Source organism: Acinetobacter sp. X9 (assembly GCF_054889255.1).
Genome location: NZ_CM142679.1, coordinates 752,746 through 774,832, shown reverse-complemented (window position 1 = coordinate 774,832; position 22,087 = coordinate 752,746). Strand labels below are relative to the sequence as shown.

Annotated in this window: 19 protein-coding genes; 10 read left to right on the top strand and 9 right to left on the bottom strand. The window is 38.8% G+C overall.

The features are described from left to right. Positions 1-12 precede the first annotated feature (12 nt). From adeJ to ACYU0V_RS03845, 4 genes are all read left to right on the top strand, one after another. A complete protein-coding gene (gene adeJ, locus ACYU0V_RS03860) occupies positions 13-3,189 on the top strand; it encodes a multidrug efflux RND transporter permease subunit AdeJ (RefSeq protein WP_086265311.1) in 3,177 nt (1,058 codons plus the stop codon). Next, positions 3,189-4,640 (top strand): multidrug efflux RND transporter outer membrane channel subunit AdeK, encoded by a 1,452-nt coding sequence (adeK, locus tag ACYU0V_RS03855; RefSeq protein WP_002116015.1) that lies wholly within the window; start codon positions 3,189-3,191, stop codon positions 4,638-4,640. The genes adeJ and adeK overlap by 1 nt, the downstream gene beginning before the upstream one ends. 108 nt (positions 4,641-4,748) lie before the next feature. Further along, a complete protein-coding gene (locus tag ACYU0V_RS03850; RefSeq protein ID WP_416660578.1) occupies positions 4,749-5,099 on the top strand; it encodes a YbjQ family protein in 351 nt (116 codons plus the stop codon). Positions 5,100-5,106: 7 nt separating this feature from the next. After that, entirely contained in the window at positions 5,107-5,541 is a 435-nt protein-coding gene (locus ACYU0V_RS03845; protein WP_016143192.1) for a YbjQ family protein, read from the top strand. Here ACYU0V_RS03845 and ACYU0V_RS03840 read toward each other — a convergent pair. Genes ACYU0V_RS03840 through ACYU0V_RS03830 form a run of 3 tightly spaced genes read right to left on the bottom strand, consistent with a single transcriptional unit; the run spans position 5,538 to position 7,529 of the window. Beyond that, on the bottom strand, positions 5,538-5,972 hold the full coding sequence (locus ACYU0V_RS03840) for a nuclear transport factor 2 family protein (RefSeq protein WP_461849128.1): 435 nt from the start codon (positions 5,970-5,972) through the stop codon (positions 5,538-5,540). The genes ACYU0V_RS03845 and ACYU0V_RS03840 overlap by 4 nt on opposite strands. Positions 5,973-6,025: 53 nt before the next feature. Further along, a complete protein-coding gene (locus ACYU0V_RS03835; RefSeq protein WP_461849126.1) occupies positions 6,026-6,832 on the bottom strand; it encodes an SDR family NAD(P)-dependent oxidoreductase in 807 nt (268 codons plus the stop codon). Between the two features lie 25 nt (positions 6,833-6,857). Beyond that, a complete protein-coding gene (locus ACYU0V_RS03830) occupies positions 6,858-7,529 on the bottom strand; it encodes a hypothetical protein (RefSeq protein WP_002116504.1) in 672 nt (223 codons plus the stop codon). Between the two features lie 196 nt (positions 7,530-7,725). Here ACYU0V_RS03830 and ACYU0V_RS03825 point away from each other — a divergent pair, with 196 nt between their 5' ends. The 3 genes from ACYU0V_RS03825 (at position 7,726) to ACYU0V_RS03815 (ending at position 12,834) form a co-directional block, all read left to right on the top strand. Beyond that, positions 7,726-10,623, top strand: coding sequence for a valine--tRNA ligase (locus ACYU0V_RS03825; RefSeq protein ID WP_461849125.1), 2,898 nt, complete (start codon positions 7,726-7,728; stop codon positions 10,621-10,623). Between the two features lie 65 nt (positions 10,624-10,688). Continuing rightward, entirely contained in the window at positions 10,689-12,152 is a 1,464-nt protein-coding gene (locus ACYU0V_RS03820; RefSeq protein WP_461849123.1) for an AAA family ATPase, read from the top strand. Further along, complete coding sequence (locus tag ACYU0V_RS03815; protein WP_461849122.1) at positions 12,145-12,834, top strand: HNH endonuclease; 690 nt, start codon at positions 12,145-12,147, stop codon at positions 12,832-12,834. The genes ACYU0V_RS03820 and ACYU0V_RS03815 overlap by 8 nt, the downstream gene beginning before the upstream one ends. Before the next feature lie 34 nt (positions 12,835-12,868). Here ACYU0V_RS03815 and ACYU0V_RS03810 read toward each other — a convergent pair whose 3' ends face one another. Further along, the gene (locus ACYU0V_RS03810; protein WP_461849121.1) at positions 12,869-13,885 is read right to left on the bottom strand and encodes a molecular chaperone DnaJ; all 1,017 of its coding nucleotides are present in this window, start codon (positions 13,883-13,885) and stop codon (positions 12,869-12,871) included. A 94-nt stretch (positions 13,886-13,979) separates the two neighbouring features. Beyond that, the gene (locus ACYU0V_RS03805; RefSeq protein ID WP_461849119.1) at positions 13,980-14,885 is read right to left on the bottom strand and encodes an AEC family transporter; all 906 of its coding nucleotides are present in this window, start codon (positions 14,883-14,885) and stop codon (positions 13,980-13,982) included. A 115-nt stretch (positions 14,886-15,000) separates the two neighbouring features. Between ACYU0V_RS03805 and ACYU0V_RS03800 the strand changes: the two genes are divergently transcribed. Both ACYU0V_RS03800 and ACYU0V_RS03795 read left to right on the top strand, forming a co-directional pair. Continuing rightward, positions 15,001-15,885, top strand: a complete 885-nt coding sequence (locus ACYU0V_RS03800; RefSeq protein ID WP_461849118.1) for a LysR family transcriptional regulator — start codon at positions 15,001-15,003, stop codon at positions 15,883-15,885. Between the two features lie 303 nt (positions 15,886-16,188). Then, positions 16,189-17,376, top strand: coding sequence for an ammonium transporter (locus tag ACYU0V_RS03795; protein ID WP_032006525.1), 1,188 nt, complete (start codon positions 16,189-16,191; stop codon positions 17,374-17,376). Positions 17,377-17,424: 48 nt separating this feature from the next. On the opposite strand, the gene ACYU0V_RS03790 is transcribed toward ACYU0V_RS03795, so the two are convergent. Then, positions 17,425-17,586 carry a hypothetical protein gene (locus ACYU0V_RS03790; RefSeq protein WP_417890439.1) on the bottom strand — a complete coding sequence of 54 codons (162 nt, stop codon included), beginning with the start codon at positions 17,584-17,586 and terminating at the stop codon, positions 17,425-17,427. A 69-nt stretch (positions 17,587-17,655) separates the two neighbouring features. On the opposite strand from ACYU0V_RS03790, the gene ACYU0V_RS03785 reads away from it, so the two are divergent. Beyond that, positions 17,656-18,363 carry a phosphatase PAP2 family protein gene (locus ACYU0V_RS03785; RefSeq protein ID WP_461849116.1) on the top strand — a complete coding sequence of 236 codons (708 nt, stop codon included), beginning with the start codon at positions 17,656-17,658 and terminating at the stop codon, positions 18,361-18,363. Position 18,364: 1 nt separating this feature from the next. Here the strand turns inward: ACYU0V_RS03785 and ACYU0V_RS03780 are convergent, their stop codons facing one another. From ACYU0V_RS03780 to ACYU0V_RS03770, 3 genes are read right to left on the bottom strand one after another with little or no spacing between them, the layout of a single operon-like run. Next, positions 18,365-19,699 carry a two-component system sensor histidine kinase PmrB gene (locus tag ACYU0V_RS03780; RefSeq protein ID WP_002116013.1) on the bottom strand — a complete coding sequence of 445 codons (1,335 nt, stop codon included), beginning with the start codon at positions 19,697-19,699 and terminating at the stop codon, positions 18,365-18,367. A gap of 23 nt (positions 19,700-19,722) precedes the next feature. After that, positions 19,723-20,397 (bottom strand): DNA-binding response regulator PmrA, encoded by a 675-nt coding sequence (locus ACYU0V_RS03775; protein ID WP_002116411.1) that lies wholly within the window; start codon positions 20,395-20,397, stop codon positions 19,723-19,725. A 14-nt stretch (positions 20,398-20,411) separates the two neighbouring features. After that, positions 20,412-22,061 (bottom strand): phosphoethanolamine transferase, encoded by a 1,650-nt coding sequence (locus ACYU0V_RS03770; protein WP_461849113.1) that lies wholly within the window; start codon positions 22,059-22,061, stop codon positions 20,412-20,414. Positions 22,062-22,087 lie beyond the last annotated feature (26 nt).

Below are 22,087 nucleotides of genomic sequence, written 5' to 3'. Positions count from 1 at the left end.
GGGGTAGATTGAATGGCACAATTTTTTATTCATCGCCCCATTTTTGCGTGGGTGATTGCATTAGTCATTATGTTGGCGGGTATTCTCACGCTAACAAAAATGCCTATTGCACAGTATCCGACGATTGCACCACCGACAGTTACAATTGCTGCAACTTACCCTGGTGCATCGGCTGAGACTGTTGAAAACACTGTAACCCAGATCATTGAACAACAAATGAATGGTCTAGATGGTTTACGTTATATCTCTTCTAACAGTGCTGGTAACGGTCAGGCCTCTATTGAATTAAACTTTCAACAAGGTATTGATCCGGATATTGCACAGGTTCAGGTTCAAAACAAACTGCAATCTGCAACTGCACTTTTACCTGAAGATGTACAACGTCAAGGTGTAACAGTAACTAAATCTGGTGCAAGCTTCTTGCAAGTTATTGCATTTTACTCGCCAGATAACAGCCTTTCTGACTCAGACATTAAAGACTATGTAAACTCATCAATTAAAGAACCACTGAGCCGTGTTGCTGGTGTGGGTGAGGTAACAGTCTTTGGTGGTTCATACGCGATGCGTATTTGGCTTGATCCAGCTAAGTTAACCAGTTATCAGCTTACTCCTAGTGATATTGCGACAGCTTTACAAGCGCAAAACTCACAAGTTGCTGTAGGTCAGTTAGGTGGTGCACCAGCGGTACAAGGTCAAGTGCTTAACGCAACAGTGAATGCTCAAAGTTTGTTGCAAACACCTGAACAGTTTAAAAATATCTTCTTAAAGAACACAGCATCTGGTGCTGAGGTTCGTTTAAAAGATGTTGCACGTGTAGAGTTAGGTTCTGATAACTACCAGTTCGATTCGAAGTTTAATGGTAAACCTGCTGGTGGTCTTGCAATTAAAATTGCAACTGGTGCCAACGCACTTGATACAGCAGAAGCAGTTGAGCAACGTTTATCTGAACTACGCAAGAACTATCCAGCGGGTCTTGAAGACAAACTGGCTTATGACACGACCCCATTTATTCGTCTTTCAATTGAAAGTGTCGTACACACATTAATTGAAGCAGTAATTTTGGTATTCATTGTCATGTTCTTGTTCTTGCAGAACTGGCGTGCAACGATTATTCCAACACTTGCTGTACCTGTTGTTGTATTGGGTACATTCGCTGTTATTAATATCTTTGGCTTTTCAATTAACACCTTAACCATGTTCGCCATGGTATTGGCAATTGGTCTTTTAGTCGATGACGCCATCGTTGTAGTGGAAAACGTCGAACGTGTTATGAGTGAGGAGCATACCGATCCAGTCACGGCGACGTCACGATCAATGCAACAGATTTCTGGCGCGTTAATTGGTATCACGAGCGTATTAACAGCTGTATTCGTACCAATGGCATTCTTTGGTGGTACCACTGGTGTAATTTACCGTCAATTCTCGATTACCCTTGTAACAGCAATGGTTCTATCGTTAATTGTTGCATTAACATTTACACCGGCACTTTGTGCGACCATTTTAAAACAGCATGATCCTAACAAAGCACCAAGCAATAATATTTTTGCTCGTTTCTTTAGAGGCTTTAACAATGGTTTTGACCGTATGTCGCATAGCTACCAAAATGGTGTTAGCCGCATGCTTAAGGGCAAAATCTTCTCTGGCGTACTTTACGCTGTAGTTATTGCTTTATTAGTGTTCTTGTTCCAGAAACTCCCATCTTCATTCTTACCAGAAGAAGATCAGGGTGTGGTAATGACCCTTGTTCAATTACCGCCAAATGCAACGCTTGACCGTACAGGTAAAGTGATTGACACCATGACAAACTTCTTCATGAATGAAAAAGATACTGTGCAATCTATTTTCACGGTTTCAGGTTTCTCATTCACAGGTGTTGGTCAAAATGCTGGTATTGGCTTCGTTAAATTGAAAGACTGGAGTGAACGTACTTCACCAGAATCTCAAATTGGCGCCTTGATTCAGCGTGGTATGGCATTGAATATGATCGTTAAAGATGCATCTTACATCATGCCATTACAGCTTCCTGCAATGCCTGAACTTGGTGTAACAGCCGGTTTTAACTTGCAGCTTAAAGATTCAAGTGGTCAAGGTCATGAGAAACTTATTGCCGCACGTAATGCAATTTTAGGTTTGGCTTCACAAGATAAACGTCTTGTAGGGGTACGTCCTAATGGACAAGAAGATACACCTCAGTATCAAATTAATGTAGATCAGGCTCAAGCTGGTGCCATGGGCGTTAGCATTGCCGACATTAACAATACGATGCGTATTGCATGGGGTGGCTCATACATTAACGATTTCGTTGACCGTGGTCGTGTGAAAAAAGTTTATGTTCAAGGTGATTCGAATAGTCGTATGATGCCTGAAGACTTAAACAAGTGGTATGTACGTAATAACAAAGGCGAAATGGTACCGTTCTCTGCATTTGCTACTGGCGAATGGACATATGGTTCTCCACGTCTTGAACGTTATAACGGCGTGTCATCGGTTAACATTCAAGGTACACCTGCACCTGGCGTGAGCTCTGGTGACTCGATGAAAGCAATGGAAGAAATTATTGCTAAGTTACCATCTATGGGCTTACAAGGTTTCGACTATGAATGGACAGGTTTATCACTTGAAGAACGTGAGTCTGGTGCTCAAGCCCCATTCTTATATGCGCTTTCATTGTTAATCGTTTTCCTTTGCTTGGCTGCATTGTATGAAAGCTGGTCTATTCCGTTCTCGGTTTTACTTGTAGTACCACTCGGTATTATTGGTGCAATCGTATTAACTTACTTGGGTATGATTATTAAAGGAGATCCAAATCTCTCAAATAACATTTACTTCCAGGTAGCGATGATCGCGGTAATCGGTCTTTCTGCAAAAAATGCGATCTTGATTGTTGAGTTCGCAAAAGAGCTGCAGGAAAAAGGTGAAGACCTCATTGATGCAACTTTACATGCTGCAAAAATGCGTTTACGCCCAATTATCATGACTACCCTTGCCTTCGGTTTCGGTGTACTTCCGCTTGCCCTTTCAACAGGTGCAGGTGCTGGAAGTCAGCACTCTGTTGGTTACGGTGTACTCGGTGGCGTACTCAGTGCAACGTTCTTAGGTATCTTCTTTATCCCTGTATTCTATGTGTGGATTCGTAGTATCTTTAAGTACAAACCAAAAACCATAAACACTCAGGAGCATAAATCGTGATGCAAAACGTATGGTCTATTTCAGGTCGTAGCATTGCGGTATCTGCACTTGCGCTTGCTTTGGCAGCTTGTCAAAGCATGCGCGGCCCAGAACCAGTCGTGAAAACCGATATTCCACAAAGCTATGCATATAGCGCTTCTGGTACGTCTATTGCTGAACAGGGTTACAAACAGTTCTTTGCTGACCCTCGTTTGCTCGGAGTGATTGATTTGGCACTTGCCAACAACCGCGACTTACGTACAGCAACGCTCAATATCGAACGTGCTCAACAGCAATATCGAATTACACAGAACAACCAGCTTCCAACAATCGGAGCAAGTGGTAGTGCAATTCGTCAGGTTTCTCAAAGCCGTGATCCGAATAACCCCTACTCTACTTATCAAGTAGGTCTGGGTGTAACTGCCTATGAGCTTGATTTTTGGGGCCGCGTACGTAGCTTAAAAGATGCTGCGTTAGATAGTTATCTTTCAACACAAAGCGCACGTGATTCGACTCAAATCAGTCTAATCAGTCAAGTGGCTCAAGCATGGTTGAACTATTCTTTCGCAACTGCCAACTTAAGACTTGCAGAGCAAACACTTAAAGCACAGCAAGATTCTTACAATCTCAACAAAAAACGTTTTGATGTGGGCATCGACAGTGAAGTTCCACTACGTCAGGCACAGATTTCTGTAGAAACTGCGCGTAATGATGTAGCAAACTACAAAACACAGATTGCTCAAGCACAAAACTTGTTGAACTTGTTAGTTGGTCAATCAGTTCCACAAAACTTGTTGCCAACCCAACCTGTAAAACGCATTACGCAACAAAATGTATTTACAGCGGGTTTACCAAGCGACTTACTTAACAACCGTCCAGATGTAAAAGCTGCTGAATATAACTTAAGCGCTGCCGGTGCGAATATCGGTGCTGCAAAAGCACGTTTATTCCCAACCATTAGCTTAACGGGTTCTGCAGGTTATGCATCAACTGACTTAAGTGATCTATTTAAGTCAGGTGGTTTTGTATGGTCAATTGGACCAAGCTTAGACTTACCAATCTTTGACTGGGGCACTCGTCGTGCCAATGTAAAAATTTCTGAAACTGATCAGAAAATTGCATTGTCTGATTATGAAAAATCAGTTCAGTCTGCGTTCCGCGAAGTTAATGACGCACTTGCAACTCGTGCCAACATTGGTGAGCGTTTAACAGCTCAACAACGTCTAGTAGAAGCAACTAACCGTAACTACACACTTTCAAATGCCCGCTTCCGTGCTGGTATTGATAGTTACTTGACGGTTCTTGATGCACAGCGTTCATCTTATTCAGCAGAACAAGGTTTGTTATTACTTCAACAAGCAAACTTAAACAACCAAATCGAGTTATACAAAACTCTAGGTGGTGGTTTAAAAGCAAATACTTCAGATACAGTGGTTAATCAACCATCTAGTGCTGAACTTAAAAAGCAATAAGTTTTAAATAACTTATTCACAAAAGCTCACTTCGGTGGGCTTTTTTATTGCAACTCATCTGAATATTTTTTATCTTGAAACCTTAAGAATTTAGATTGATAAAAAACAATGTTATTGAGTAATTTAGAAAGTGTTCCAGGCCACCAAATTTTAAAGCAGCTGGATGTTGTTTACGGAAGTACTGTGCGTAGTAAACATGTTGGCCGTGACTTGATGGCAAGTTTAAAAAATATCGTGGGTGGTGAACTTACGGGTTATACCGAATTATTAGAAGAATCTCGCCAAGAAGCCATGCAACGTATGATTGTAAAAGCCCAGCAACTTGGTGCGAATGCAATTGTGGGTATTCGCTTTTCAACTTCAAATATTGCCCAAGGTGCTTCTGAGTTATTCGTATATGGCACAGCAGTGGTTGTGCAGCCTCAAGCACCTCATCTACCCGATCCATTTAATACATAGGTAGAAAATGGACAATCTTATTTTTCAGCTTGTTATTTTTCTCATTCTTTTCAGTATTGGTTGGGCTTTTGGCCGCCATATTGAACGAAAACATTTGAATGAACTTCTAGAAAAAGAGCAACAATTTGCCCATATCAGAATTGATACCAATCGTTTTGCAACGAGTGATCAACTAGGCCACTTTATTAGCAGTAATGTTGTGATTTCTCATGATTACTTTAAATATGTATTGGCATCTATAAAAAACGTTTTGGGCGGAAGACTGACCAGTTATGAAAGTATTGTTGAGCGTGCTCGCCGTGAAGCCATTGTTCGCTTAAAACAACAAGCCCATACCGCAGGAGCTAACCATATTATGGGAGTTCGGCTGAGTACAACCGAACTCGGAATGCAAGGCGGAATGGTCGAAGTTTTTGCTTATGGAACAGCAGTTAAAGATTAATACTGCCCAACCTCAGAAAAATGAATACGTGGATTGCCAATATTTTTAGTTAAATGTTGGCAAATTCGGGTAATTTTCCAACGGTCTTGTTGTTTCGCCAAAGTAAAATAATAACGACCAAAAGAATGAAAATAATCATTTTCTGAAAAACGATAAATTTGATAATTACATTCTAGCCATGCTTGACCTTGTTCAATCCGAATAAGAGGATTACTCAAATTGTGCTGTAGTCGCAAATGGGACAAGGCTTGCTGCCGAGAACCTTTATATTCATGACAAGACACGACACATAAAGGCTCTCTTCTAAATTGGAAATAGTCCACCTCAAGTTGATCTGCCAACAACTCATCAAAAGCGTCCCAATTTTTCTGATCAAAGACCAATTGAAAACGCGTGACGACTTCTAAAATACGGTGATAATCCTGATCCATGGTGAACCTTCTATGCGGGTTTTTCACCAATTTAGCACGGCAAAATCACTTTTTTATTTTACTTTTGTTTTCCGAATCATTTTATAAAGAAGTTTTGGTGACATCCGAGAAACCATTACACCTAGTTTTTCTTTGGCCCCACCCACAACAATATATTCTTGACCCTGTACTAACGCTTTTACAGCCTGCTCTGCAAAAACATCTGCCTCTAAACCATTTTCAATTGCTTCGTCTTGGTGGCCTTGAGGTTCCCCTGCACCATTGAGTGCATTAAAAGAAACATTAGTTTTTACAAAACCAGGGAAAATAACTGAAACTTCAACACCTTGATCTGAGACCTCAGCACGTAAACTATTTGCCCACATGTGAATCGCTGCTTTAGCAGCCGAGTAGCTTGCACGGTACTGTGTGCCTAGTAAACCCGCTACACTCGACACAAATACAACTCGGCCAGACTTTTGTTTTAGCATGGTCGGTAATACGGTTTTGGTTAACGCGACTTGTGAGAAATAATCGACTTCCATAATGGCGCGTTCGGTTGCCATTGTCGTATCTTTAATTAAAGCGCGTTGGCTTAAACCTGCATTATTGATGAGCCAGTCAATGCGGCCTTTCGCCTTTAAAATCTGCTTGTAAGCCTCTTGAACCTGCTTTTCATCAGTAATATCTGCAACGACAGACAAATGATGATCGGGATTTAATAAACCAACCCGAACTTCTTCTAATTCTTCAAAACGACGTGAGGTTAAAATCACTTCGGCCCCTTGCAAAGCCAACTCACCGGCTAAGGCCTTACCCAGACCAGAAGATGCTCCCGTAATCCATACCACTTTATTTTGCAAAGTATCAAGTTTGGCCATGTGATGTTCCTATTATCTTTTTAAATTATGCTGCTTGATGCATGAAGGCCAAAAAGTGATTGATATAATGAGTTGCTGTGGTCTGATCGACCTGTGTCCCTAACTTTTCCAAACGTTTATAGCCCAAATGCGTCGTCATGTTGATGACTCCGTTAAGAGTTTTATCGACAACCAAATTAAATTTTAAACGCTTTTTAGGCTCACGTACTAGGCTTGTTACGCCTAAATCCACAATTTGTATGAGCGTTTCAAATGCAGCCGTAATGCTTTGCATATTACCGTCACGAATTTGCTGGGTAAGAGTTTCGGCTTGTTGCACGAGTTGAAGCGTGACCGGATAGGTAATATAAACTTGCTGCCCTTGCTCTTTCATGAGAGATGTCATGTAGTCAACTAAGGGTAAGAGACGTTCATTTCCAAAGAATGAAACCGACCAAGGCATGTATTTTCGAAAAGTCTCTAAAACTTGCTGAATAACTTTTTCAGACTCAGCTTGTTGTTTTGGAGACATGCTTGCATTTCCTGACTGTAAAAGCACAGAAAAAACCTGCTCAATAATTTCACAAGAAAGGTCAGACAATACATCCCCCAAAACTTTTGCCTGACTTTGACTTACTCCATCATGTAGTTTTTGCCGAATAGCCTCGAATTGGGTATAAGTCGAATCGGAAATTTTCAAAAAAACTTCATAACTCATCAGCAGCATCCTTTTTCAATTCTTTTGTAATTTTTGTGCCGTGTCGCCACACGATTAAATTGTGATCCATCTTTCATAAATCTACCGTTTTTTGAAAAAAATACAAAACCGTTTATCTGTTTTCAGCACATTAATTTCGAGGCATTTTTTTGCTACAATAGATGCAATTTTTTATGCATATTCGATCTAAGCTACTATGACTGACGCTCAAACCGCTCAAAATATTGCAACCACATACGATCCAACCGAGATCGAAAAGAAGTGGTACAAAACGTGGGAAGAACAAGGTTACTTCAAACCTTCTGGTCACGGTGAATCATTCTGTATCATGATTCCACCACCAAACGTCACTGGTAGTTTGCACATGGGCCATGGCTTTAACAATGCCATTATGGATGCCCTCACCCGTTATAACCGCATGATGGGTAAAAACACTTTGTGGCAACCGGGTACAGACCATGCTGGTATTGCAACTCAAATGGTTGTTGAGCGTCAACTTGGCCTACAAGGCGTAACTCGTCATGACTTAGGCCGTGAAAAGTTCATCGAAAAAGTTTGGGAATGGAAAGAACAATCTGGCGGCACAATCACTAAACAAATTCGTCGCTTAGGTTCTTCGGTAGACTGGTCACGTGAACGCTTCACGATGGACGAAGGTTTATCAAACGCAGTTAAAGAAGTATTCGTTCGTTTGCACGAAGACGGTTTAATTTACCGCGGTAAGCGCCTAGTAAACTGGGACCCTAAACTGCAAACAGCACTTTCTGACCTTGAAGTAGAAAGCAAAGAAGAAAAAGGCTCACTTTGGCACTTTAAATATTTCTTTGAAGACAAATCAGTTAAAACTCAAGACGGCAAAGACTATTTAGTTGTTGCAACAACTCGTCCTGAAACTTTACTTGGTGATACGGCAGTTGCTGTTCACCCTGAAGATGAGCGTTATGCACACCTTGTTGGTAAAAACATCGTATTGCCAATTACGGGTCGTTTAATTCCAATCGTTGCCGACGACTACGTTGAGAAAGACTTCGGTACTGGCTGTGTAAAAATTACCCCTGCTCATGACTTCAATGACTATGACCTAGGTAAACGTAATAGCTTGCCAATCATTAATATCTTCAACAAAAACGCCGAAGTTTTAGGTGAGTTTGAATATATTGCAAAAGCTGGCGAACAGATTTCTAAAACCATTACTGCACCTGCGGAATATGCTGGTTTAGAGCGTTTTGAAGCACGTAAAAAACTAGTTGCCCAAGCTGAAGCTGAAGGCTGGTTAGATCAAATCCAACCATATGACTTAAAAGCGCCACGCGGCGACCGTTCAGGCGTGATCATTGAGCCATTACTTACTGACCAATGGTACGTAAAAATTGCACCTCTTGCTGAGCCTGCAATTGAAGCAGTTCAAGATGGCCGTATTAAGTTTGTTCCAGAGCAGTACAGCAACATGTACATGGCGTGGATGCGTGACATTCAAGACTGGTGTATTTCACGTCAGCTTTGGTGGGGGCACCGTATTCCAGCTTGGTACGATGCAAATGGCAACATCTATGTTGGCCGTAACGAAGAAGAAATACGTGCGAAAAACAACATCGCGGCTGACGTTGAACTTAAACAAGACGAAGACGTTCTTGATACATGGTTCTCATCTGCACTTTGGACATTCTCAACTTTAGGTTGGACTGGCGACGCACAAAAAGACGCAGCAAATGATTTCTTAAAAACTTTCCACCCAACAGATGTGTTGGTGACTGGTTTTGACATCATTTTCTTCTGGGTTGCCCGCATGATCATGATGACCCTGCACTTCATGAAAAATGAAGATGGTTCATCTCAAGTTCCATTTAAGACTGTTTACGTTCACGGCTTGGTACGTGATGGTGAAGGTCAAAAAATGTCGAAGTCTAAAGGTAACGTACTTGACCCATTAGACTTGATTGACGGTATTGATTTAGAAAGCTTAGTTGCGAAACGTACAACTGGCCTCATGAATCCGAAAGATGCTGCGAAGATTGAAAAATCAACACGCAAAGAGTTCCCAGAAGGTATTAATGCTTACGGTACTGATGCAGTTCGTTTCACGTTCTGTGCGCTTGCAAACACTGGTCGTGACATCAAGTTCGACTTAAAACGTGTTGAAGGCTACCGTAACTTCTGTAACAAAATCTGGAACGCGACTCGTTTCGTTCTCATGAATGTTGAAGGTCAAACTGTTGGTCAACAAGCTCGCCCTGATCTATGGGAACTTCCAGAACAATGGATCATCAGCCGTCTACAAAAAGCTGAAGCTGCTGTACATCAAGCGTTTGCAACATATCGTTTAGACCTTGCTGCTCAAGCGATTTACGACTTTATTTGGAATGAATACTGTGACTGGTACGTTGAGTTAACTAAACCAGTTCTAAACGATTCAGAAGTTTCAGAAGAGCGTAAAGCTGAAGTACGCCGTGTATTACTTGCTGTGATGGAAGCTTCATTACGTTTGGCTCATCCGTTAATGCCGTATTTGACAGAAGAAATCTGGCAGACTCTTGCACCAATGCTTGGTCAAGGCGGCCCAACAATTATGACTGCTCAATACCCTATTCCTGAGCAAGCAAAAATCAATGAACAAGCTGAAGCAGATATGCAATGGCTTCAAGGTTTGATTGGTGCAGTACGTAACATTCGTGGTGAGTTAGGCTTAGGTAATGCGCGCTTATTGCCAGTATTACTTCAAAACACTTCTGACGCTGAACGTGAACAAATCATTCGTATTGAAGCATTGTTCAAAGCATTGGCTAAAGTTGAAAGCATTGAGTTCTTGAATAAAGACCAAGAGCCACCTTTGTCTTGCTCTAGTGTTGTAAGTCATGCATCGGTATTTGTACCAATGAAAGGCTTAATTGATCCTAAAGCTGAGCTTGCTCGTTTGCAAAAAGACTTGGATAAAATCCAAAAGCAACACGACCAAATCGCGGGCAAACTTGCAAACGAAGGCTTTGTATCTAAAGCACCAGCGGCTGTTGTTGAAGGTGAAAAAGCGAAGCTTGCTGAGTTTGCTGCTCAGTTAGAGAAAGTTAAAGCGAATATGGAGCAAATTGCTGCGCTTTAAGGTGTTGTTAATTTAATCCAATTTGTGTATAAAAGGCTGATTATTCAGCCTTTTATATTATCAAAATGAAATATATTCAAAGTATTAATGCAAAATTAGATTTTTTAAACCACAATGTAAATATTGAGTTAAAAGGGCGAAATTTAATTTTAACGGGGAAAAATGGTGTAGGTAAAACCAGATTCCTAAATCAATTAAATAATACAGTTTTAAGTAAACTTATTCATGATATCCCCCATATTTTTCAGCATCATTACATGCAGAAAGTTAATATTATAAATATTCTAAAATCAGAAACATCTGATTTAGAAAATAATTTTTATTATAAAAATCACATAGAAAATTTAAAAAACAATATAAACTCCTTAAATATTTTAAATTTTCTAGAGGAATTATTAGGTAAATCCGATTCTTATAATCCTCAAGAAACTGAAGAATTTATTAAAAAAGCGACAGAATTAAAAAATATAATTTTAGAATATAAAACTTTTCTACAAAATAGTAACCCCAATTATTTACATGCACACTCACCTATATATGATATTGATTATCTTATTAATGAAATAGGTTCTACTCATAATCAAGAAAATATTAGTTTAGCTGTGAATGGAATAGGAAACTTAAACCAAAACATACAAGCATCAAAGGTTACATTTAATTTTTTCCCCGCCCATAGACAATCTCAAATTACACCCTCTACAAATACTACAGATTTAAATCAATATATTAATAGTGCAAAGCATGAATATTCCTCTAAATTAGGACAATTTCTAGAACAATATTTATTAAATATTAGAATTGAAAAATCTCTTGCTTTATCTGAAGAGAATGACAATCAACATGCAGATCAAATTGATTCTTGGTTCCAAAAATTTGATGAGGATTTAAAATTTTTATTTGAAGATGAATCAACTAAATTAAAATTTGATTATAAAACAAGAAAATTTAGTCTAATGCAGTCTCATCGCGAATTTACATTCCAATCTTTGTCTTCAGGCTTTACAGCAATATTTGATATTTATAGTGATTTATTAATGAGGTCTAGACTTTTAAATATTCTGCCTAATGAACTAAATGGGGTAGTTCTAATTGACGAAATTGATGCTCATTTACATATTTCACTTCAGAAGAAAATCTTACCATTTCTTACCAAATCATTTCCTGAAGTTCAATTTATTGTAAGCACGCATTCTCCTTTCGTGATCACTTCAACAAATAATGATACTGTAGTTTATGATATTTCTAGTGGTGAATTTTTTGAAGAGGATTTGAGTAGATATTCTTATGAAGCAGTTATCAAAGGGTTATTCCACGTAAACCCTATTAGTTCAGACATAAATGAGTCTATTGAAACCCTAAAAGACCTTTTAAATGAAAGGTCAATTAACTATGATAATATAAGATCTATTGTCAAAGGTCTAATTCGATTAGAAAGAAATGGTCTATTAGACAAAAAGTTAAAAAATCTTTATTTGCAGGCCATCAATCTACTTGCAGATCATAATCAGTTGGAGGATTTAGATGTTTAAAGTATCCAAATCTCCTAGACCAACAGACTGGACTACTAAAGACTATAAAGATCCTGCTGTTGTTAGGCAGTTAAAAAAAGATTTTCATGCGAAATGTTATATATGTGAACAAAAACATTTCCCAAATTTGAATGTTGAACATTTTATTCCACATCTAGATGATGAAAGCTTAAAACTTGATTGGAACAATCTCTATTATGCTTGTTCAAGGTGTAATTCTATTAAAAATAAATATTATGATGATATGCTCGATTGTTGTAATCAAGATCACTTAGTCGAGGAATGGATAAAAGTCTATTACAGAATGCCTGATGAAGACATTGAAGTAATTAATGCCTGTCCAAATGATCATGTATATCATGCTAAAACTGAGACAGCTAAGGAACTAATATCTAAATGCTTTAATAATGCAAATAGCGGTATCCAAGAAGTAAGCAAAGAAGATTTAAGAGAAAAAATTTTCGAAGTTCATAATGACTTTCTAGCTTTAAGAAGAGAATTCTTTAGAGAACTAGATAACTGGCAAGAAGCAGAGAAAATTAAAAAAGCAGATGATATTAAACATCGACTCAAATCTCATTACGCATTTTCAGCTATTCTTCGTGGTTATTTAGAAAAAGATAGCACATGGCGTACTGCTCTTGAAGAAATTGAACAATTAAAACTTAAACAATCTGCGTAATTTTTATAGCTACCTCTCCCTTTGTGATAGATAGCTATAAAACCCCACCACCCAACAACATCTCTAACCCACTCACCTTTTTCATATGCTTTAAACGTTCTTTTTCCCACTTCAACTGCTGCTTTAACTCAGCACAATCAGCATCTACAGCTTTATAAACATCACTAATATGTACATGCTCTGCTTTTACATTCTTGGCTAACTGAAAAGAGTCCAAAATTTCAGCTATTTGACTTTCAAGCTGCTGACTTTGTGCATCCAAAGCCAGTTTATAAAACCGCAATTGCTCGGCAGATAGTTCTTTAGCACCTAGCCCCTTATTCTGTTCAAGTTGTAACTGGAGTTTGAGTAAATAAAACAAATCCTGCTTTTCATAGGACTGACTTGCCTGTTGAAACAACTCAGTTTTTTCTTCTTTTTTGGTTTCATCTTGCTCACGGTCTGGGTGAATCATCGCGGCAATTTTTAAATAGACTGTTTTGAGTGACTGCGCTGCCATTTGCTCAGCTTGTTCACGTTTCTGTTGCTGCCTTTCCTGTTTAGCTTGTTCTCGCGCTTGTTGTTGCTCAGCAGCATACTGTTCAAAGTCTTCTTCTAACTCTGCACTTTGCTCAGCACTTTCATCATATTCAGATTTTATTGGCTGAGCTTTCTTATTCTTTTTTACCGACTCCCCTGCATGTTGCTGATAAAAGGTATCGATCTGCTTCACTAGCTCTAATTGTTCAGCAGATAGCATTTTGGAGCGCTTCAACATTTGTGCAAGTTGGGCAATTTTTTCATCTAGTTGTTGCATGTCTGCTTTGGAAAACTCATGGCTATGCAACATATTCCAAAGTTGATCCAACTGCTGAAAGAGCACAACATGCAAATCGCTATACACAGGCATCAGTTTTTGCCGAATGTGCTGTTGAATCTCGGCTTGCGCATTTTGCCAAGTGCTCAGGCTAACTTTTTGCTGCTCTATTTTATCAATCAGGCGATTCAGTTTTTTCTGCTGTGCAGACGGTTCAGACCTTTGCTGCAAGCTCACTTTGAGATCAAAGGACATACTCATCCACCTGAAAAAGAAAAAAGTGTAGCAATAATCAGATGAGGAAGGTAGCTAGCATTCTTTAAGTGTTAAGAGACCTAAAATTTATATCTTAAGAAATCCACCAAATCACCAGTGGTAAAGTCACGGCAGCACATAGAGTTTGAAAGCTAATCACGGCTGCCATAAGCTGACTATCGCCACCCAAAACTTTGGTCAAAATGTATGAAGCTGAAGCAGTCGGTAGCGCAAAGAAAATAACTAGAATTTGAGTTTGTAAGCTTGGTAAACCAAACCACATGCAGACCGCGTAAGCCAAAGCAGGTACTGCTAAAAGTCGTGCAAACGTATCTGCCGCCAATACCACAATGTCTTTTTTAATTTGCATAAATTGTAAAGCTGCGCCAACACATAACAACCCTAGTGGCAAGCTCGACACTGAAAAAAGCTTAATAAACTGAGTAAAGCCTTCCCAAATTGGGATATGAAGCGCATTGACTGCTGCCCCAACTACACACGATGCAATTAAAGGATTTTTAAGGAGTGCAATCAAAACAGGTTTAATTGCCATATGTTCTTTAGAGGTTAGAGCAAGCACCGAAATAACGTTCACGAGCGGAATGCAAAGCGCCAATAAAATTGCCAGTATTGCCATTCCTTCACTTTTAAAAAGCGAAGTGACTAAAGCCAAACCAATATAGGTATTAAAGCGAACCATACTTTGTACATGCACACCAAAACGTGCAGGCGGTATGTGCCAAAACATTCGGAGGATGTATAAAAAGACGGTGACTGCCAAGACAACAATTAACATCGCAATGATGGCTGTACTCAAGCTTTGTAAGTCAATTTTTGCGGTCGATAGCGTATTAAAAAGCAAAGCTGGAAATAAAATATAGTAATTGAGCTTCTCTGCCCCAGCCCAAAACTCATCGCTAAAAAAGCGATATTTTTTAAATAAGTATCCCGATGCAATTAATGCAACTAAGGGAAAAAGAGATAAAACAATACTATTCATTTCTTTACTCGAGTTTTGTGGAGGTTTGCTGTTTGGCAATAACCTTGACTTACTCATATATTAAAGATAATGAAAACTCATGATAAAATGAGTTTTTACTCATAACAAATACAACATGACATTTACCCAACTTGAAATTTTCGCACTCATTGCAGAACTAAAAAGCTTTACGGCTACAGCAGAAAAGTTGGGAATTTCTCAGTCAGCAGTTTCCCATGCGCTTAAATCATTAGAACAACAATGGGGTATTAACCTGATTTCAAGATCCCAGAGTGATATTGAGCTCACCACGACAGGACAGCAGCTTCTTACGCATGTAAAAGAGCTATTGAGTATTTCCGATACCTTAGAAAAAGAAGTGGCTGCCATCCATGGTTTAAACGAAGGAACATTACGTATTGGCTCTTTTGGTGCTTCATCATCTATTTATCTATTGCCTGAAATTTTAGAAACCTTTCGGCAGCGCTACCCTAAAATCGAAATTTATATTGATGAAGGTGAAGATAAAGAAGTTGCTCAGTGGTTATTAGAACGGCGCATAGAAGTCGGTTTTTTGATTATGCCAGATGAGCGTTTTGATACTTTCCCCTTAATTGAAGATCGTTTTGTTGCCTTAATTCCCAATCAATTTCCACTCGCACAACAACTCTATATTGATCCAGCCCAGCTAGAAAATTACCCTTTTATTATGACAATGGCGGGTAGTCGACATCAGGTCGAATTAATTTTAAAAAACTTTAATGTGAAACCAGACATCAAATTTTATGTTTCACAAATTCTAAGTATCGTTAGCATGGTTCACAATCAATTAGGGATTTCGATTGTCTCTGATATGGTGCTCACCAAAGAGTTACTCTCACTCTATCCAAATGTAGTTAAACGTCCTTTTAAACCGAACCTTAAACGTTCTATTGGCCTCGCAGTCAAAAATAAAAAGCACATGAGCCCCGCTGCGAAAGCTTTTATTGAAGTCGCGCAATCGGTTTGGTCTGATCATTAATTGAATATAGATAATTTTTAAAAAATTTAATAACGATCTCTTTCAGGACAATTTATGAGCGTATTAGATGACTTGTAACGTAAAAAGCGCTAAAACTGCCCCTCTTTAACCAAATCAACGCACCATTTATCGCCAAAAACCCCTTATTTAATCCAAATTGGTGCGCTTATTGCATATTCACTTTTATGCAATTGAGTTTGTTTCGACAAGCTTAGGTTTTTAGATTCCTTAAATCTATTTTGGTGCAATTTACAGACCCAGATTTGTTCCAAAATGGAATTTAGCACTTTTTTCGAGCATGCTATGCAAAATGTAGATCTATTTTTCTTATTACTTGGTGCAGTTTTGGTTCTTGCCATGCACGCAGGTTTTGCATTCTTGGAACTTGGTACGGTTCGCCATAAAAATCAGGTGAACGCACTTAGTAAAATTCTGACTGACTTTGCCCTTTCTGCAATCGCATATTTCTTTGTTGGCTACTACATCTCTTATGGCCAGCACTTCTTCCATGATGGTACGGTTTTATCAAGTGATCATGGCTATAACCTTATGCGTTGCTTCTTTTTACTCACTTTTGCTGCGGCAATTCCTGCCATTATTTCGGGTGGTATTGCTGAACGTGCAAAAATGCGTTCACAAGCAATTGCCACACTCGCTTTAGTTGCGCTGGTATATCCATTTTTCGAAGGTATGGTCTGGAATGGCAACTACGGTCTGCAAAAGTGGTTAGAAGCAACCTTTGGCGCAGCTTTTCATGACTTTGCGGGTTCAGTCGTAGTTCATGCCATGGGCGGTTGGATTGCACTTGCTGCTGTGATTTTATTGGGTGCACGTTCTGGCCGTTATAAGAAAGATGGTCGTGTAAGTGCTCATCCACCTTCTTCTATTCCATTTTTAGCGCTTGGCTCATGGATTTTAATTGTTGGCTGGTTTGGCTTTAATGTGATGAGTGCGCAGCGTGTTGATGCTATTTCTGGGTTAGTTGCTATTAACTCGCTCATGGCAATGGTTGGCGGTACAATTACAGCCAATGCGATTGGAAAAAATGACCCAGGCTTCTTACACAACGGTCCTCTTGCTGGTTTAGTGGCAATCTGTGCAGGCTCTGATATTGTTCATCCAATCAGTGCACTTGTTATTGGTGGTGCAGCTGGGGCTATGTTTGTTTATCTATTCACCTATACTCAAAACAAACTTAAAGTTGATGATGTGTTAGGTGTGTGGCCACTACACGGCGTATGCGGAGCATTTGGTGGTATTGCAGTAGGCCTATTTGGTCAACAATGGCTGGGTGGTTTGGGAGGTGTCTCATTCATCTCTCAACTCATCGGAACAGCACTCGCAATAGCCATTGCGCTTGCTGGCGGCTTTATTGTTTATGGAATTCTTAAAGCGACCATTGGCATTCGCTTATCTCAAGAAGACGAGTTTCGTGGTGCAGATTTATCTATTCATAAGATTTCAGCAAATTCTGAAGAAGGTATGTTTTAATTCTGTGTAGGCACGACAGAGTCTTTTCTTCTGTAATAGCAAATAACATCAGTTAATTACGTTACTTTTGTTTCGGCAAAAGTAACCAAAACCATTTCCATTCACAAAACCTGTTCCTTGTTTATTACTATTCAAATAGTTTGCAAAAACTTTAAACTTCTTATGCTCAACAGGTTGTGAATGGATACACTCACTCATCATTTTGATCACGAAATTAAATTTAGTTTAAGAGCAATTTAAGTTTTATTTTATGTAATGCCTCTACTCACAATCTAATTGATGTTGCATGGCATGAATCAACAAAAACAATTTTTCCAGATTAATATCATTCTTCTGTTTTTCAGTTTTTTCCTGCTTTTAATTGTTTTTCCAGTGGGTGGGAAAATTGATATGTACCTCATCCAGCCTTGGATTGATTCAACAGGTCATTTTTTCAATCGAGACAATTGGTATCTAGAAAGACTTAATCATGAAATTGTAAAACAGATCATTACTGGTATTTATGTCATCTTTTTTGGCCTATGGCTTGCGTCATTTAAAATTGAGAAATTAAAGCTTTATCGCTGGCAATATGGTTATATGTTTTTTGTGAGCATGATTGGTAGCGGTATAGTTGGCTTATTAAAATCACAATCAGCTCATGCCTGCCCTTGGAATATGGTTCATCCGACTGCTTTAAGTTATGTATGGGATTTTACTGCGAAACATGGGCATTGTTTTCCGGGCGGCCATGCAAGCGCTGGCTTTATTTTAATGACAGGTTATTTTGTTTATCGTCTTGAGCAACCGAAACGTGCCTATTTTTATCTCATTGCAGGCATTCTATTAGGCTTTATGATGGGATGGGCACAAATGATGCGTGGAGCACATTTCCTAAGTCATAATTTATGGACAGGTTGGGTCATTTGGGCGGTAAATATTTTATTTTACGCCGTTTGTATTCACCGCTTTGAATTTGAGAAACAAATCAAACAAGAACTTGCATAAATCAAGTTCTTGTTTCGTGAACATGTAAAATCTTTGGAAGTTTAACCAAGACCGAAAGTCCACCAAGCTCTAAACTTCGGTCTAGTGTCAGAGTCCCACCTAAACGTTGAGTTGCTCGGTCAACAATAGATAGACCTAAGCCACTGCCCACTTCAAGGTGGTGGTGTACACGATAAAAACGTTTTAAAACTTTATCATAATGTTCTGGGTCGATCCCCGCGCCGCTATCTTCAATTTGTATACATGCATCGCCATCTGTAGCCGTGAAAACTGAAATATTAATCATCCCTTCATGAGGCGTATATTTAATTGCATTATCAATTAAGTTAAAAATAATTGAATGAACTGTTGGCTCAACACTATGCATTTCAATTGGCTCGTTACGAACAAAGCCCAAGTCGATCTCTTTTTGCATAGCTAAATTAACAAGCTGTTCAACACAATTCAAAGCGACATCATTAAGCTGAAAAGCTCTCGTCGGTTCAATCACACTTAAAGATACATCCTGCTTAGCCAGCGCTAAAAGCTGTGTCACCAAGTGCTGAATACGTGCTAATCCTTTACTCAAATTTTGCAGCGATTCCTGTTCAGGAAATTGACTAATTAAAATCTTGGTTTGTAAATTTAGAGCAGTCACAGGAGTTCTGAGTTCATGGGCTGCATCTGCAATAAACTGTTTCTGCTCATTTTGCGCTTTAGAAATGCGCTCAAAAAGTCGATTCATTTCATCAATTGTGGGTAACAATTCTTGAGGATAATCTACAACTTCAATAGGCGTCAGCTCTTCTGAGTCACGATGAGTCAGTTCATTTTTAAAGTCATCGATCGGCTTCAGCCCACGACGAATAATTGCAGCTAAAGCAAAAATCGCAAATGGTAAGATAATCAAATATGGAATGAACATGCTACCTGCAAGTTCCCAAGCAAAAGCCTCACGAACCTTTTCTTGCTGGCTAATCTGAATCTGGTAATCCTTTAACGGCAAAACATAGGTACGGATTAAGCCGTTACTGGTTTTATGTGAGTAAAAGCCAGCTTGTGCAACAGGTGGAACCAATAAATGGAGATGGTGTGATAAATGGGCTTGATCTTTATAAGCCCAAATATCTACAAATAGATCTTCTTCATGATAAGTTTTATGAAAATCAAATTCACTGCTTACCGTTTTTAATGGATATTCAGCTGTTCGCTCAGCTAAATAACGCATTTGGGTATCTAAAATTTCATCAACTTCTTGCAGTGCAACTTTATACGCACTAAAAATTAATATACAACCTAAGATGACACTGAAAATTGAGGTGCCCCAAATCAGTCGTTTTTTTAATGAATAATGCACTGTTATGAAGTTCCAAAATTAAGTTACGATTGCCCTAAACGGTAACCCAATCCTCGAATAGTTCGGATAAAGTCTTTCCCGAGTTTAGCTCTCAGGTGATGCACATATACTTCAATCGTATTACTGGTCACATCACTATCGAAATCATATAACTTATCTTCAAGATTTGCTTTAGAAAAGATTTTATTTGGGTGACTCATTAAAGGAATCAGAATTGCCCATTCACGATTAGACAAATCAATACGCTGTCCTTTAAACGTTGCAATATGTTGTTCAACATTTAAAACCAGATCACCACTTTGTAATAGTTGCTCATGATTCGCAAGCTGAGCCTCTACGCCACTACGGCGCAATAGCGCATGAATACGGGCAAGTAATTCATCAAACTCGTATGGTTTGATCAAGTAATCATCTGCACCATGGTTTAAACCATCAACACGGTTTTGTAACTGATCTCGCGCTGAAATAATTAAGACGGGAGTTGCTGCTCTTTGGCGAATTTGCTTTAAGACCTGCATGCCATCCATCATAGGTAGCCCTAAGTCCAAAAGAATTAAATCGAATTTATTTTTAGCCAACTGAGCCAGACCGTCTAAGCCATTATTGACCCACTCCACTTCAAATTGATGATATTGCAGCAACGTTATTGTTGACTCTGCAATCATAAAATCATCTTCAATCATCAAGATTTTTGTCATGTTCTAGGCTCGCTTTAATTCACATGGGCACAAGAGTGCAGCATATCCAGTTGAGGGTTGATGACCTGAGTTTTTACACCTAACAAACTCAGTAAGCTTGGGAATAAATTATCCTGACTTAACTTTTCTTTAGTTTGTTGGCCTAAACAACTCACTTGTGCAAGGTTGTGTTGTTTCCAGCTATCAGAAAACCACATCATCATTGGTACATGCGTTTGTTGGGTCGGTGCAATTGCATACGGTGAACCATGTAAATATAAACCATGTTCACCCGTCGATTCACCATGATCAGATAAATACCATAAACCTGTTTGATATTTCGATAATTCTTTTAGGTTATTAATGATCTGACTTAACACATGGTCTGTATATACAATCGTGTCATCATAACTATTTAATAACTCTGTTTGAGAACAACCCTGTATCGCATTAGTATCACAAGTCGGTTTAAACGGTTGATATTGGGCAGGTGCACGCTTGTAATAGGCTGGACCATGACTTCCGACTTGGTGTAAAACAATGAGTCGCGGACGAGTGTCTTCTTTAGGAATAGTCGCTAAATACTCATTTAAGCTATCAATTAAAATATCATCATAGCATTCGCCATCTTTACACCATTTTTGCTTTAACTTTTCTGGTATTTTGTACTGTTCAACACGATCACAAGTACCTTTACAGCCAGAGTTATTATCAATCCAAGTTACTTGGTAACCCGCACGTTTAGCAATGTCCAATAGACCTTCACGGTGACTTGCTAACTGTTCATCATAGTCAATGCGAGGCATTCCAGAGAACATACATGGAACCGACACAGCAGTTGCTGTACCACATGAGCTGACTTGGGAAAAATTCAAAATATCTTGTTTAGAAAGTTCCGGATTCGTATTTTTCGAATAACCATTTAATGCAAAACTTTCCGCACGAGCTGTCTCACCAACAACGAGAACCATTAATTTAGGCAAGTTGCTTTGTACTTGCTGAACTTGATGAGCATCTTCTCCATAATGTATAAGTGGCAAGTTCTTCTTAGGCGCCATTTTGTGATAATAAGACATTAAAGATGAAATACTATTTTGTGGTGAGATCATACCTTTCAAATCACGATGCTCACGGAAAATAGATGCAAAATCAACATAGTAAACAAATAGTAAAATACCCACGATTGCACATGAGGCTACAATCGAACCAAGCTTTTTCATCAATAAATAAGATACTTTTTCTTTTTTAAGCTTTACCTGAGTAATTAAAATAATCGGCAAAACAACAAAGAAAACTGTCCAGAGTCCGAAACGTAATGAAATTAGATCAGAAACTTCAGATACATCGGTTTGTATCATATTTTGAATCTGATCGGGCGAGATAATTACGCCCAAAGTATTCACGAAATAAGAGCTAAAACCACCAATCACGACCAGTAAAATTGCAAAAATTTTAGCGGTCCATTTCCAGTTTAAAATCTGTAAAATCGCATAATAAGCAGCAACCACAATAAGTACAGTAGCAGCTAAAAATAGAATAGCCTTTATTCCAAAATATGGAGTTAAAAGATGGACTTGGCGATAAAAACCAATATTGAGAATAGCCCCTAACCAAATGGCTATAATAAAGTTAAACATAAACAGTGAAATCTGTTTATTTTTTAAAGTGGAAAAAAAATTCAGCATCTTGAGTGACTACAATCTTTTTATGA

Excerpts from the sequence above, each read along its gene's own strand:
- adeJ (WP_086265311.1), top strand. The coding sequence starts at position 13 with ATGGCACAATTTTTTATTCATCGCCCCATTTTTGCGTGGGTGATTGCA.
- adeK (WP_002116015.1), top strand. The coding sequence starts at position 3,189 with ATGCAAAACGTATGGTCTATTTCAGGTCGTAGCATTGCGGTATCTGCA.
- ACYU0V_RS03850 (WP_416660578.1), top strand. The coding sequence starts at position 4,749 with ATGTTATTGAGTAATTTAGAAAGTGTTCCAGGCCACCAAATTTTAAAG.
- ACYU0V_RS03845 (WP_016143192.1), top strand. The coding sequence starts at position 5,107 with ATGGACAATCTTATTTTTCAGCTTGTTATTTTTCTCATTCTTTTCAGT.
- ACYU0V_RS03840 (WP_461849128.1), bottom strand. The coding sequence starts at position 5,972 with ATGGATCAGGATTATCACCGTATTTTAGAAGTCGTCACGCGTTTTCAA.
- ACYU0V_RS03835 (WP_461849126.1), bottom strand. The coding sequence starts at position 6,832 with ATGGCCAAACTTGATACTTTGCAAAATAAAGTGGTATGGATTACGGGA.
- ACYU0V_RS03830 (WP_002116504.1), bottom strand. The coding sequence starts at position 7,529 with ATGAGTTATGAAGTTTTTTTGAAAATTTCCGATTCGACTTATACCCAA.
- ACYU0V_RS03825 (WP_461849125.1), top strand. The coding sequence starts at position 7,726 with ATGACTGACGCTCAAACCGCTCAAAATATTGCAACCACATACGATCCA.
- ACYU0V_RS03820 (WP_461849123.1), top strand. The coding sequence starts at position 10,689 with ATGAAATATATTCAAAGTATTAATGCAAAATTAGATTTTTTAAACCAC.
- ACYU0V_RS03815 (WP_461849122.1), top strand. The coding sequence starts at position 12,145 with ATGTTTAAAGTATCCAAATCTCCTAGACCAACAGACTGGACTACTAAA.
- ACYU0V_RS03810 (WP_461849121.1), bottom strand. The coding sequence starts at position 13,885 with ATGTCCTTTGATCTCAAAGTGAGCTTGCAGCAAAGGTCTGAACCGTCT.
- ACYU0V_RS03805 (WP_461849119.1), bottom strand. The coding sequence starts at position 14,885 with ATGAATAGTATTGTTTTATCTCTTTTTCCCTTAGTTGCATTAATTGCA.
- ACYU0V_RS03800 (WP_461849118.1), top strand. The coding sequence starts at position 15,001 with ATGACATTTACCCAACTTGAAATTTTCGCACTCATTGCAGAACTAAAA.
- ACYU0V_RS03795 (WP_032006525.1), top strand. The coding sequence starts at position 16,189 with ATGCAAAATGTAGATCTATTTTTCTTATTACTTGGTGCAGTTTTGGTT.
- ACYU0V_RS03785 (WP_461849116.1), top strand. The coding sequence starts at position 17,656 with ATGTTGCATGGCATGAATCAACAAAAACAATTTTTCCAGATTAATATC.
- ACYU0V_RS03775 (WP_002116411.1), bottom strand. The coding sequence starts at position 20,397 with ATGACAAAAATCTTGATGATTGAAGATGATTTTATGATTGCAGAGTCA.
- ACYU0V_RS03770 (WP_461849113.1), bottom strand. The coding sequence starts at position 22,061 with ATGCTGAATTTTTTTTCCACTTTAAAAAATAAACAGATTTCACTGTTT.